7 protein-coding genes, 21 tRNA genes and 1 rRNA gene are annotated in these 12,772 nt (G+C 46.6%); 27 read left to right on the forward strand and 2 right to left on the reverse strand.

The window, feature by feature from the left end; genetic code table 11:
• Positions 1-3 precede the first annotated feature (3 nt).
• The 27 genes from rrf (at position 4) to V1498_RS04460 (ending at position 10,786) form a co-directional block, all read left to right on the forward strand.
• A 5S ribosomal RNA gene (gene rrf, locus V1498_RS04330) occupies positions 4-120 on the forward strand.
• Positions 121-132: 12 nt separating this feature from the next.
• Positions 133-208, forward strand: a tRNA-Val gene (locus tag V1498_RS04335).
• A 14-nt stretch (positions 209-222) separates the two neighbouring features.
• Positions 223-298, forward strand: a tRNA-Thr gene (locus V1498_RS04340).
• Between the two features lie 62 nt (positions 299-360).
• Positions 361-436: transfer RNA gene (locus V1498_RS04345), tRNA-Lys, on the forward strand.
• A gap of 15 nt (positions 437-451) precedes the next feature.
• A tRNA-Leu gene (locus tag V1498_RS04350) sits at positions 452-533 on the forward strand.
• Positions 534-546: 13 nt separating this feature from the next.
• A tRNA-Gly gene (locus tag V1498_RS04355) sits at positions 547-621 on the forward strand.
• A gap of 11 nt (positions 622-632) precedes the next feature.
• Positions 633-721, forward strand: a tRNA-Leu gene (locus V1498_RS04360).
• Between the two features lie 12 nt (positions 722-733).
• Positions 734-810 (forward strand) — tRNA-Arg (locus tag V1498_RS04365).
• 6 nt (positions 811-816) lie between these two features.
• Positions 817-893: transfer RNA gene (locus V1498_RS04370), tRNA-Pro, on the forward strand.
• A 9-nt stretch (positions 894-902) separates the two neighbouring features.
• Positions 903-978 (forward strand) — tRNA-Ala (locus tag V1498_RS04375).
• A 23-nt stretch (positions 979-1,001) separates the two neighbouring features.
• Positions 1,002-1,078, forward strand: a tRNA-Met gene (locus V1498_RS04380).
• Positions 1,079-1,081: 3 nt separating this feature from the next.
• A tRNA-Ile gene (locus V1498_RS04385) sits at positions 1,082-1,158 on the forward strand.
• A gap of 7 nt (positions 1,159-1,165) precedes the next feature.
• Positions 1,166-1,258 (forward strand) — tRNA-Ser (locus tag V1498_RS04390).
• A gap of 175 nt (positions 1,259-1,433) precedes the next feature.
• A tRNA-Met gene (locus V1498_RS04395) sits at positions 1,434-1,507 on the forward strand.
• Between the two features lie 5 nt (positions 1,508-1,512).
• Positions 1,513-1,588: transfer RNA gene (locus V1498_RS04400), tRNA-Asp, on the forward strand.
• Positions 1,589-1,891: 303 nt separating this feature from the next.
• Positions 1,892-1,967: transfer RNA gene (locus tag V1498_RS04405), tRNA-Phe, on the forward strand.
• Between the two features lie 23 nt (positions 1,968-1,990).
• Positions 1,991-2,066, forward strand: a tRNA-His gene (locus tag V1498_RS04410).
• Positions 2,067-2,072: 6 nt separating this feature from the next.
• Positions 2,073-2,146, forward strand: a tRNA-Gly gene (locus tag V1498_RS04415).
• A gap of 9 nt (positions 2,147-2,155) precedes the next feature.
• Positions 2,156-2,232, forward strand: a tRNA-Ile gene (locus V1498_RS04420).
• Between the two features lies 1 nt (position 2,233).
• A tRNA-Asn gene (locus tag V1498_RS04425) sits at positions 2,234-2,308 on the forward strand.
• A 7-nt stretch (positions 2,309-2,315) separates the two neighbouring features.
• Positions 2,316-2,406, forward strand: a tRNA-Ser gene (locus V1498_RS04430).
• 3 nt (positions 2,407-2,409) lie between these two features.
• Positions 2,410-2,481 (forward strand) — tRNA-Glu (locus V1498_RS04435).
• Positions 2,482-2,802: 321 nt separating this feature from the next.
• A complete protein-coding gene (glgB, locus tag V1498_RS04440) occupies positions 2,803-4,797 on the forward strand; it encodes a 1,4-alpha-glucan branching protein GlgB (RefSeq protein WP_409297073.1) in 1,995 nt (664 codons plus the stop codon).
• A complete protein-coding gene (locus V1498_RS04445; RefSeq protein ID WP_409297074.1) occupies positions 4,736-5,887 on the forward strand; it encodes a glucose-1-phosphate adenylyltransferase in 1,152 nt (383 codons plus the stop codon). Before glgB ends, V1498_RS04445 begins: the two co-directional genes overlap by 62 nt.
• A 30-nt stretch (positions 5,888-5,917) precedes the next feature.
• Positions 5,918-6,943, forward strand: a complete 1,026-nt coding sequence (locus V1498_RS04450) for a sugar phosphate nucleotidyltransferase (RefSeq protein ID WP_409297075.1) — start codon at positions 5,918-5,920, stop codon at positions 6,941-6,943.
• Complete coding sequence (gene glgA, locus V1498_RS04455) at positions 6,943-8,394, forward strand: glycogen synthase GlgA (protein WP_409297076.1); 1,452 nt, start codon at positions 6,943-6,945, stop codon at positions 8,392-8,394. The genes V1498_RS04450 and glgA overlap by 1 nt, the downstream gene beginning before the upstream one ends.
• Positions 8,384-10,786, forward strand: a complete 2,403-nt coding sequence (locus V1498_RS04460) for a glycogen/starch/alpha-glucan phosphorylase (protein WP_409299135.1) — start codon at positions 8,384-8,386, stop codon at positions 10,784-10,786. The genes glgA and V1498_RS04460 overlap by 11 nt, the downstream gene beginning before the upstream one ends.
• Before the next feature lie 46 nt (positions 10,787-10,832).
• Here V1498_RS04460 and V1498_RS04465 read toward each other — a convergent pair whose 3' ends face one another.
• On the reverse strand, positions 10,833-11,606 hold the full coding sequence (locus tag V1498_RS04465) for a TraR/DksA C4-type zinc finger protein (RefSeq protein WP_409297077.1): 774 nt from the start codon (positions 11,604-11,606) through the stop codon (positions 10,833-10,835).
• A gap of 174 nt (positions 11,607-11,780) precedes the next feature.
• Positions 11,781-12,722 carry a 1,4-dihydroxy-2-naphthoate polyprenyltransferase gene (locus tag V1498_RS04470; protein ID WP_409297078.1) on the reverse strand — a complete coding sequence of 314 codons (942 nt, stop codon included), beginning with the start codon at positions 12,720-12,722 and terminating at the stop codon, positions 11,781-11,783.
• Positions 12,723-12,772 lie beyond the last annotated feature (50 nt).

The raw sequence follows: 12,772 nt of genomic DNA on the forward strand, positions 1-12,772 counted from the left end.
TTGTCTGGTAGTTATGGCAAAGAGGTCACACCCGTTCCCATCCCGAACACGGAAGTTAAGCTCTTTAGCGCCGATGGTAGTTGGGGGCTCTCCCCCTGTGAGAGTAGGACGCTGCCGGGCAGGTTATTATATGGAGGATTAGCTCAGCTGGGAGAGCATCTGCCTTACAAGCAGAGGGTCGGCGGTTCGATCCCGTCATCCTCCACCATATTTCCTTACTGTGCCGGTGTAGCTCAATTGGTAGAGCAACTGACTTGTAATCAGTAGGTTGGGGGTTCAAGTCCTCTTGCCGGCACCACTTTCTTTTTAAACTGCTGTTAGATTAACGGACAGATGCAAGATAAACACAGTTTTCCTTAAGAGCCATTAGCTCAGCCGGTAGAGCATCTGACTTTTAATCAGAGGGTCGAAGGTTCGAATCCTTCATGGCTCACCATTTCTTTTATAATATGCGGGTGTGGCGGAATTGGCAGACGCACCAGACTTAGGATCTGGCGCCTTACGGCGTGGGGGTTCGACTCCCTTCACCCGCACTTTTATTTATCTGCGGAAGTAGTTCAGTGGTAGAATACAACCTTGCCAAGGTTGGGGTCGCGGGTTCGAATCCCGTCTTCCGCTCCACTCTTTCTGAAGCCGGGGTGGCGGAACTGGCAGACGCACAGGACTTAAAATCCTGCGGTAGGTGACTACCGTACCGGTTCGATTCCGGTCCTCGGCACCACATACACATATTGCGCCCGTAGCTCAATTGGATAGAGCGTCTGACTACGGATCAGAAGGTTATGGGTTCGACTCCTTTCGGGCGCGCCATATATACGGGAAGTAGCTCAGCTTGGTAGAGCACTTGGTTTGGGACCAAGGGGTCGCAGGTTCGAATCCTGTCTTCCCGACCATCTTTTTTTGGGGCCTTAGCTCAGCTGGGAGAGCGCCTGCCTTGCACGCAGGAGGTCAGCGGTTCGATCCCGCTAGGCTCCACCAATAATATTATATGAGTATAACATGGCGGTGTAGCTCAGCTGGCTAGAGCGTACGGTTCATACCCGTGAGGTCGGGGGTTCGATCCCCTCCGCCGCTACCATTTGGACCTTTAGCTCAGTTGGTTAGAGCAGACGGCTCATAACCGTCCGGTCGTAGGTTCGAGTCCTACAAGGTCCACCACTTATACGGAGGTATACCCAAGTCTGGCTGAAGGGATCGGTCTTGAAAACCGACAGGGGTGTAAAAGCCCGCGGGGGTTCGAATCCCTCTACCTCCTCCATTAATTTATTGAACAATCTTAATACTTTAATATCGTCGCGGGGTGGAGCAACGAGCAACACTTCCGATGAACAAGCTGCGAGTTGTACCGATTGAGCCGCTTCTTGATTAGACTTACTGAAATCGGGACAGTCCTATAAATTAGGGCATGAAGAATCTTAATACTTTAATATCGTCGCGGGGTGGAGCAGTCTGGTAGCTCGTCGGGCTCATAACCCGAAGGTCGCAGGTTCAAATCCTGTCCCCGCAATATCTGGTCCCGTGGTGTAGCGGTTAACATGCCTGCCTGTCACGCAGGAGATCGCGGGTTCGATTCCCGTCGGGACCGCCATTTTTAATTTTAAAACACAACTTACCTATGGGTTGTGATAAGCGAAAAGTTCGAGGAAGCGACTGAGGGAACACCGGAGCGTATGTGTATACGTGAGGATGTGAGTGAAGAAGCTGACGAAGAAATTTGAAGCTTAGCGCAAGCCGTAATGAAGTCTCAGTAGATTAGTCGGTAGAGCACGTCCGAATAAGCAACTATGAATGTGCTTCAGCACACAAATCGAGCCGCTGCTTGCAAAAACTTCCTGAGATTTGTGTGAAGGTTATTGGTATAACTTAAAGAAGGAAATAAACATTTTAATACGGCTCAGTAGCTCAGTCGGTAGAGCAAAGGACTGAAAATCCTTGTGTCGGCGGTTCGATTCCGTCCTGAGCCACCATATTTTAAAAATTTTCGTCTGTGGCGATTGTGGCGAAGTGGTTAACGCATCGGATTGTGGTTCCGACATTCGTGGGTTCGATTCCCATCAGTCGCCCCATAGCATGCGGGTGTAGTTTAATGGTAAAACCTCAGCCTTCCAAGCTGATGTCGTGGGTTCGATTCCCATCACCCGCTCCAAATAATTATGGGCCTATAGCTCAGCTGGTTAGAGCGCACGCCTGATAAGCGTGAGGTCGATGGTTCGAGTCCATTTAGGCCCACCATTCCGCAGTAGCTCAGTGGTAGAGCATTCGGCTGTTAACCGAACGGTCGTAGGTTCGAGTCCTACCTGCGGAGCCATTTTTATGGGGAAGTACTCAAGAGGCTGAAGAGGCGCCCCTGCTAAGGGTGTAGGTCGCGTAAGCGGCGCGAGGGTTCAAATCCCTCCTTCTCCGCCATAAGGCCCCTTGGTCAAGCGGTTAAGACACCGCCCTTTCACGGCGGTAACACGGGTTCGAATCCCGTAGGGGTCATACAAAGAGAGCAGTGTACTTATGTACACTGCTCTTTTTGTCTTTTACCGCTTCTTCCTTTTTTTCTGCATCTATGGCTCTCCTATATACATCTTTTCACCCAAAATCTTCTCCACTCTCCAGCACTACCCAGCTAAAAAGTTACTATGCACTGCTTCTAATCGGTTTTAAATCTCCTTAATCCGGGAAAAGGTAATTGATGATACCGCCGCTACCTAAAAACGTAGTAAAATTTAACTAAAATTCGAAATATGCAAAATATTTAAAGGAATATGAACAACTGTATCGAATAACTAACTCTATTATATCAAAATATTGATTATGACTGAACAGAGATTCAGTTTGAAGTATCAATTATGCAACTGGGAGAGGGATGCCTTGGCTATTCGTACACCGACAGATTTTGAACTTCATCTATTTCATGAAGGAAATCTTTTTAAATCACATGAACTGTTTGGATCTCACCTAATCCATGAAGGCGGGCGGATTTACACCAGGTTCAATGCATGGGCACCGCATGCCAGGCGTATTGCTGTGGTTGGCAGCTTTAACGCTTGGAGCAGCAGCGGCTGGGAAATGGAAAGAGTAAACGGGGAAGGAGTCTGGTCACTCTTTTACGAGGGGGATTTGACTGGTGAGATATACAAATATGAAATCATCACTCAAGATGGAAGGAAGCTGCTGAAAGCTGACCCATTTGCTTTTTACTCTGAACTCAGACCGGCTACCGCTTCAAAAGTGTATTCATTGGATGGCTATGACTGGAATGATACCGCCTGGCAGAAAAAGAAAGCTAAGCAGCCAAGTCAAAGCAGGCCGATGTTCATTTATGAAATGCACTTTGGCAGCTGGAAAATTAAAGAAGACGGCTCTTATTTCACTTATCTCGAAATGGTGGATGAACTGATCCCTTATCTCAAAGAAACGGGATATACGCATGTGGAACTCCTCCCTATCATTGAACATCCTTTTGATGGATCATGGGGCTATCAGGGAACTGGATATTATTCCGCAACCAGCCGCTATGGCAGCCCGCATGAATTGATGTATTTCGTCGATCAATGCCATCAGCATGATATAGGTGTCATTCTGGATTGGGTGCCAGGACACTTTTGCAAGGATGCCCATGGGCTCTATTTGTTTGATGGAGAGCCGCTGTTTGATTACCCGACTGAAAAACACCGTGAAAACCGGGTCTGGGGTACAGCTAATTTCGACCTTGGAAGAAATGAGGTCCAAAGCTTTTTAATTTCCAATGCCTGCTTTTGGATGGACTATTTCCACATTGACGGTTTCAGGCTGGATGCTGTTGCAAATATCATATACTGGCCAGGTGGTGCCAACAAAGAAGTTAACAGCTTTGGTGTGGCATTCTTAAGGAAACTAAACACCGTTTTATTAGAGCAGGACCCTCATCTATTAATCATTGCGGAGGATTCCTCCGATTACCCTCAAGTTACAGGTTCTCCCGAACAAGGAGGATTGGGATTCACCTACAAATGGAATATGGGCTGGATGAACGACATGCTCGAATATATGAAGGCTCAGCCCCATGAACGCCCCTTGCTGCATAATAAGGTGACATTTTCTCTGATGTACGCATTTACTGAACAATTTGTACTGCCCTTTTCACATGATGAAGTTGTCCATGGAAAAAAGTCGCTGTTGGATAAAATGCCGGGTTCATATGAAGAGAAATTTGCTCAGCTGAGGCTGCTGCTTGGATTTATGGCAATGCATCCGGGAAAACAGCTGCTTTTCATGGGAAGCGAGTTCGGCCAATTCAGAGAATGGAGCGAGAATAGAGAATTGGACTGGAACCTTTTTGACTATGAGATGCATCGAAAGCTGTATGATTATGTCAAGGAGCTCTTGAAATTCTCAAAAAGGCAGAAAGCATTGTATGAAATGGATTACGCACCTGAAAGTTTTGAGTGGATTGATGTTAATAACTCCGAACAATCCATCTTTTCCTTTCTTCGAAAAGGAAAAGATGAGGATCTGGTTTGTTTGTTCAATTTTTCGCCGAGGAGCTATCAAAACTACAAGATCGGTGTCCCAGAACCAGGTGAGTACAGGGAAGTGCTGAACAGCGACCACGTCCATTATGGAGGAAATGAAAACATCAACCGTAAAAGTTTGACGTCCGCCCCAGGTGACTACCATGGCAGGCAGCACTTTATAGAAATAACGGTTCCTGCCTTTGGAACAGCTGTATTCAAAAAGGTTAAAAAGAGAAAGGGGAAAAAAGCAAATGGTGAAGACGAGATGCGTAGCAATGTTACTGGCAGGAGGACAAGGAAGCCGGCTCAATGAATTGACTCAGAATATTGCCAAACCGGCGGTACCCTTTGGCGGAAAGTACAGAATTATCGATTTTACCCTAAGCAACTGCACCAATTCAGGTATAGACACAGTCGGGGTCCTGACCCAGTACCAGCCCCTTGTCCTTAATAACTATATCGGGATTGGAAGCGCCTGGGACCTGGACAGGAAAAATGGCGGTGTGACCGTACTCCCTCCATATGCAGAGACAAAAAAGGTCAGGTGGTATGAAGGAACCGCTTCGGCAATCTACCAGAATATTACCTATATTGATTCGTATAACCCGGAATATGTGCTCGTCCTGTCTGGTGATCATATTTATAAAATGGATTACTCGGAAATGATTAAGTACCATGAAGATAGAGGGGCTGATGCGACCATATCGGTAATTGAGGTTCCCTGGGATGAAGCAAGCAGATTCGGGATCATGAATACGGATCCAGACCTCAACATTACGGAGTTTGATGAGAAGCCTTCTGAACCCAAAAATAACCTTGCTTCCATGGGAATTTATATATTTAACTGGAGTGTACTGAAGGATGCCCTTATCAGGGATGCAGAAAACCCAGAATCGGATCGTGACTTCGGCAAGGATATCATCCCCATGCTCCTGGATGAACAGAAGAAAGTCACTGCCTATCCTTTTAAAGGCTATTGGAAGGATGTAGGGACAATCAAGAGTCTGTGGGAAGCCAATATGGACCTGCTCGATGACAGCAACTCCCTGGACCTATTCGATTATTCCTGGCGCATCTATTCAGTGAATCCTAATCAGCCGCCGCAATATATTTCAGCAGAAGCATATGTGAGGGACTCACTCGTGAACGAAGGATGCATAGTAGAAGGAAGGGTGGAAAAGTCTGTCCTCTTCCAGGGGGTTACCGTGCATAAAGACGCAGCGGTAATGGAGTCCGTTGTGATGTCTGGAGCCGTAATCGGAAACGGGGCCTATGTAGAGCGTGCGATCGTGCCTACAGGTGTAGAAATTCCGGAAGGCGTAGTCATCAGGCCGGAAGCCGGCAGCGACTCCGTAGTGCTTGTTACAGAAGCATTGATAAAGGATTACTTAATGACCAATTAAAACATCAAGCATTTGGAAGGGAGACTTAGCATGAATAAAAATATCCTTGGAGTCATTGATGCAACCACTTATAAAGATCCACTCAGAGACCTGACAGAGCAGCGGATCCTTGCTGCCCTGCCTTTCGCCGGCAGATACAGGCTCATTGACTTTGTGCTTTCAAGCATGGTCAATTCAGGAATCACCAGTGTGGCCGTTTTTCCAAAATTTCATTACAGATCCCTTATGGATCACCTGGAGTCCGGAAAGAACTGGGATTTGGACAGAAAGAGAGATGGCCTTTTCTTCTTCCCTGCCCCTAATCTGGATATCCCTTTTTACCATATCGGATCTTTCCAATGTTTTTCCTATCACCTGGATTACTTCAAAAGAAGCACACAGGAGTATGCCGTTGTATCCAATTGCTATACAGTCCTGAATGTAGACTATTGTGAGATCTTAGACAGGCATATTGAGAGCGGCTGTGACATCACTGAAGTCACAAAGGACGGGCGCCCCCTTGAAATGTATCTTCTCAAAAGGGAGCTTCTTATTGACCTGATTGTCAAGCGGGATATTACGGGCCATCAATGCCTGTATGACCTGATTGTAGATGGACAGCATCCGTATAAGGTCTGCACATATGAGTACACAGACTATTGTGTGACCATCGATTCCATCAATTCCTATTATGAAGCAAGCCTGGAATTGCTTGAGCCGTCAAAATGGCAAAAACTTTTTAATAAGACGCAGCCGATCTTCACGAAGGTCAAGGATGAACCCCCGACCAAATATACGAAGAATTCAGAAGTGACCAATTCCATGGTCGCGAATGGCTGTATTATTGAAGGAGCAGTTGAAAACAGCATCATCTCCAGGTCGGTCAAGATAGGCAGAGGCTCGGTTATCAAAAACTGTGTAATCATGCAGAAAAGCCAGATTGGAGAAGGCTGTGTACTCGAATCTGTCATACTGGATAAAGATGTGCGGATTGAAGACGGCGTGAAACTAATCGGAACAAAGGACCAGCCCATTGTCATTAAGAAAGGTGCCGTCCAGAAAGCGGTGGTCAGCTGATGGATATTCTCTTTGCTGTCTCGGAATGCGTACCATTTGTTAAGTCTGGAGGGCTGGCAGATGTGGCCGGATCCCTCCCCGGGGAGCTCGCAGAAAACGGGAACCGGGTGAGTGTGATCATGCCTAAGTACAGCGGAATCAGCCATGAATATACAGATAGGATGTCCAAGATAGCGGAGTTTGAAGTCCAGGTAGGATGGCGCAGCCAGTATTGCGGCATTTTCCATTTAGAGCTTGAAGGTATCACCTATTATTTCGTGGACAATGAATATTATTTTAAAAGGGAAAATCTGTACGGTGATTTTGATGATGGGGAAAGGTTCGCCTATTTTTCCAGGGCTGTGCTTGAAGGAATCGGACAGCTTGCCCTTGAGCCGCAGATCCTGCACTGCCATGATTGGCATACAGGGATCATTCCCTTCCTGTATAAAACAGAATATCAGGGCCGGCCAGGCTATGAATTCATCAAGACGGTCTTCACTATCCATAACCTGCAATTCCAGGGGGTATTCCCGAAAGACATCCTTGGGGACCTGCTTGGCGTCAGTGACTATTACTTCAATGAAGACCACCTTGAATTCTACGGGAACATTAATTTCATGAAGGCCGGCCTTGTTGCCGCTGATCATATTACTACAGTCAGCCCGACCTACAAAGAAGAAATCCAGACGGAATACTACGGTGAAGCGCTTGACGGTCTCTTGAGGAGCAGGGGAGACAGCTTCAGTGGGATTCTAAATGGTATTGATTCAGATCTGTATGACCCTGAAACCGACAGTTCCCTCGAAAAAGCTTATAGCGCAAGCCGCATAGACGGAAAGGCGGACAACAAGCGGGCCCTGCAAAAACTTCTCGGCCTTCCGGAAAATCCTTCAGTTCCGATTATTGCCATGATTACCAGGCTTACTGCGCAAAAGGGATTGGAGCTGGTGAGAGGGGTATTCGGGGAAATCGTCAGCGAGGACATCCAGCTGGTTGTACTCGGTACCGGAGATCCACAGTTTTCGGATTTCTTTCAGGAAATGCAATATTACTATCCGCATAAAGTTAAAGCGATTATTGGATTTGATGAAGGACTCGCGCATAAGATTTATGCAGGGGCCGATCTCTTTTTGATGCCTTCCAAGTTTGAACCATGCGGTCTGGGCCAGCTGATTGCTATGAGGTATGGAGCTGTCCCAATTGTAAGGGAGACCGGGGGGCTGAACGATACGGTCACTCCTTATAATGAATTTACTGGTGAAGGGAACGGATTCTCCTTCAGCAACTTCAATGCACATGATATGCTGTTTACCATTAAGCGGGCCATGTCCTTTTATCAGGATCAAGAAACATGGGGGAAAATCGTGGCTAAAGCAATGACGATGGATTATAGCTGGTCCCAGTCGGCTAAAAAGTATAACTTGCTTTATGAGGAGCTGGTCAATCAAAGTGGAAGCCGTGTTTTCTGATAAAGAAACCTTTAAAAAGCATTTTCAAAATAGGCTTGAGGCGGCATATGGGAAAAGCTTTCGGGAAACCTCAAAGCGGGAGCAGTTCCATATCCTCGGAATCATGGTCAGGGAACATATCAGCCATAACTGGATCGAATCGATTGAGAAAGCAAGGATATCTGATGCCAAACAGATTTACTATCTTTCCATTGAATTTCTGCCTGGCCGTTTTCTGGGAAGCAATCTTTTGAATCTCGGCATCACTGAAATAATCAAGGATGGCCTAAAAGACCTGGATGTCGAGCTCTCGGAGATAGAAGATCGGGAACCGGATGCGGGCCTTGGGAACGGCGGTCTAGGAAGGCTTGCAGCATGCTTTATGGATTCTCTAGCCTCCCTGTCCCTGCCAGGACATGGCTGCGGAATCCGGTATAAACATGGTCTTTTCGAACAGAAGATCTTAGATGGCTTTCAAGTGGAATTGCCTGAGCAATGGCTCAGGCACGGCTTTGTATGGGAAGTAAGAAAACCGGATCTTGCTGTTGAAATACCTTTCTATGGAAAGGTTGAAAGCTTTGTAGAAGACGGAAGGCTGTCATTTCGGCATGTTGATTCGGTAAGAGTAATGGCGGTGCCATATGATGTTCCGGTAGTGGGCTATCGGAACTCTACAGTGAATACCCTCCGCTTGTGGAGTGCAGAGCCAGCCGTTACTCCAGGCCAGAAGGATGTAATGAAGTATAAAAGGGAAACTGAAGCAGTCACAGAATTTTTATATCCAAATGATGAGCATGAAGAAGGAAAAATCCTCCGGCTGAAACAGCAGTATTTTCTTGTTTCCGCCACCATCCAATCCATCATGGGAGCTTTCCGGAAGAAATATAAAGATATCCGGCTGTTTCCAGAAAAGATCGGCCTGCATATAAATGATACCCACCCTGCCATGGCCATCCCTGAGCTGATGAGGATCCTTCTCGATGAAGAGGGGCTGTCATGGGAAGACGCCTGGGACATCACTACAAAGACCATCTCTTATACGAACCATACCACCTTATCAGAGGCGCTCGAAAAATGGCCAGCACATATCATGGCCGCGCTGCTGCCGCGCCTTTACATGATCATACATGAGATAAATGAAAGGTTTTGCCAGGATCTGTGGGATCGGTATCCGGGTGACTGGAAGCATATCGAACAAATGGCTGTCATCGCCCACGGTCAAGTGAAAATGGCTCATTTGGCCATAGCGGGCAGCTTTAGCGTGAACGGGGTAGCCCGTCTTCATACGGAAATCCTGAAGCATAGGGAAATGAAGGATTTCTATGCTGTATTTCCGGAGAAATTCAATAATAAAACCAATGGTATCACGCATCGGCGCTGGCTGATGAAAGCGAATCCCGAACTTTCAGCCCTCTTGTCTGAGTATATTGGGGATGGCTGGAGGACTAAGCCTGAAGAACTTGCCCGGCTTATGGAATATCAAACCGATGCCACGGTTCTTGAACGGCTGCGAATGGTAAAACAGGCCAGAAAGAATAAGCTTGCATCCCGTATTTATCAAAATACAGGAATTAAGGTTGATACAGATTCCATCTTTGATGTACAGGTAAAAAGGCTTCATGCCTATAAGAGGCAGCTGCTCAATGTCCTCCACATCATGTACCTTTATAATAGAATGAAAGAAGACAAACAGTTCAAGCCGCATCCGCGCACCTTTATTTTCGGTGCAAAGGCATCTCCGGGCTATTACTTTGCGAAAAAGGTGATCAAACTGATTAATGCTATCGCAGAGAAGGTGAATGGAGACAGCGATGTGAGCCCTTATATCAAAGTGGTATTCGTAGAGAATTACAATGTATCGCTGGGTGAAGAAATATTCCCTGCCGCCGAGGTAAGCGAACAGATTTCCACAGCAGGCAAGGAAGCCTCCGGAACGGGAAACATGAAATTCATGATCAATGGTGCAGTGACCATAGGCACCATGGATGGTGCAAATGTGGAGATGGCGGAACGTCTGGGCCCTGACAATATATTCATATTTGGCCTGGATGCTGAGAAGGTACTGAGTTATCTTGCTGACGGGGGATATAGCTCCTATGATTATTATCATAGCGATGAGAGGATCCACCAGATCTGCAATCAGCTGATCAATGGATTTTTCCCGGATTCATCGGAGCACTTTGAAACGATTTTTGATTCACTGTTATCGGAGAATGACCAGTTCTTTGTGCTTCGAGATTTTGACTCCTATGTAACAGCCCAGGGACGGCTTGAAGAGGCTTATTCTGACAGAGATGGATGGGCTAAGAAAAGCCTAGTAAATATAGCGATGGCTGGGTACTTTTCGAGCGACAGGACGATTCGTGAGTATTCGGATGAAATCTGGCATATCAAGCCGCAATGGATGAAATGAGCTATGAAAAAGGCCGGCCCCGTCAAGGGGCCGGCCTGATCTTTGCTTAATTTTCTTTCTTTCCCTTTTTATCAGAAGCTTTGTCTTCTAAATAACTATCCCTCTCATGATAAGGAATGTCCCCGATATTAGACTCAATCCCTTCCTCATCAAGCTGGCGTTCGTAATCATCTTCTTTTTTGGAATCAGTAGTTTTTGGGTTCCTGCCTTCCAGATCAGAAGCAGCAAATCCTTCATAGTCTTCAGGAAATCCATCATCATCCGCATTACCGTCGCCCATGGAATTGTAATCTTCCATTTTCCCGTAATAATCGGAAGGGGTTTCAGATGTTCCATATTTAGCAACATCCTCAAAGCTGTCAATGTCATCATTAATCAGATGATTGTCCCTCAGCCGCTGGAACGAATCCCGGTGCGAAGGCTCCAGAACCTCCTCCTCAACGGACCGACCCTCTGAAATAGTTCGTTCTTTAGTATGGTCGATACAGTATAGGGAAGACGGGATAACCTCAAGGCGCTCAAACGGAATATCTCTTCCGCACTTCCGGCATTTCCCGTAGGAGCCGTCTTCCATTGCCTCAAGGGCCATATTGACCTTGGACAGCTCTGTGGAATTATGTTCCTCAAGTGCCACATCTTTTTCTTTTTCAACAATTTCAGTCGCGAGATCGGCAGGGTGGGTGTCCACTGAATTCAGTTCTCCTACTGAATCAGAAATACTGTCGTCACTGGGATCCTGCATCTCTACCTGACGCTCAAGATCCTTTTTCATGGATATAAGCTCTTCCTTCAATTGTTTTGATTGTTCCTGCGATAACATTCCTTTCACACCCCTTGGTCATAGTCTGATATATAATTCTCTCAGCAAATCTGAGAATATTATTTGTTCACGTACAGATATATACCCGAATCGAGTCATGCAAAAACTCTAAAGAATTTGGCAGGAAAGTGGAAAGAGAAGGCAAAAAAAAGCCTGCCGGTAAAGGCAGACATTTTAGAAAAAGTAGCTGAGGAACAATCCAATGGAAAGCATGAAGCCAAATAGAGTGTTTGTCTGGGCCGTCGCCTTCATGGCGGGCATCATTTGAAGCGGCTGGGTTTTGCCGATAAACCCTTTAGTGGCCTGGATGGCCCTTGGGCTGCTCAGTCCAACAATCAGCAGCCATGGAGACGTGAAGCCGGATGCAACCAGTGCAATGATCCATACATAGGAGACAGCCATCATGGTGCCGAGGATAATCACTGCATTGCGCCTTCCGGCTAAAATTGCCAATGTCTTCCGGCCGTTGTCCTTGTCCCCTTCAAGATCACGGATGTTATTGGCAAGATTGATGGCACCGACCAGCAGAGCGACAGGTATGGAAACCACTAATGGATAAATGGTCACATTGCCTGCCTGGATATAAAAGGATATCAGGATGATGAATACACCCATGAATAATCCGGCAAAGAATTCCCCGAACGGAGTGTATGCTATTGGGTACGGTCCTCCTGTATATAAGTAGCCTACGGCCATACAGACAAGGCCGATCGCTGCTATCCACCAGCTGGACTCCATACAGATGTAAACGCCTAGGAGGATGGAGAGCCCATATAGGCTGAGTGCAATATTCAAAACGGTCTGCGGTGAAATCCCTTCACGGACAATAGCCCCGCCTATGCCGATCGAATGCTCATTATCAAGGCCTCTTTTAAAATCATAATATTCGTTGAACATGTTTGTGGCCATCTGGATAAATAAGGTGGCTATCATCATGCAGATAAAGACGGGCATATTGAAGTCCGCGCCAGCATTCAGCGCAAGTGCAGTTCCGACAAGGACAGGCACAAAGCCGGCTGTCAATGTATGAGGCCGGGTAAGCTGCCACCATACTCTCCAATTGTTTTTCTTATTTTTTACGAGAGATGCGGGTGATGTATCTAAATGTGTGTGCATATATACTCTCCTCAACCGGTAAAACACGCCTTAAAAGTAAAACGGGTCTC

This window comes from Paraperibacillus marinus (assembly GCF_046237605.1).
Lineage (GTDB): Bacteria > Bacillota > Bacilli > Bacillales > DSM-1321 > Paraperibacillus > Paraperibacillus marinus.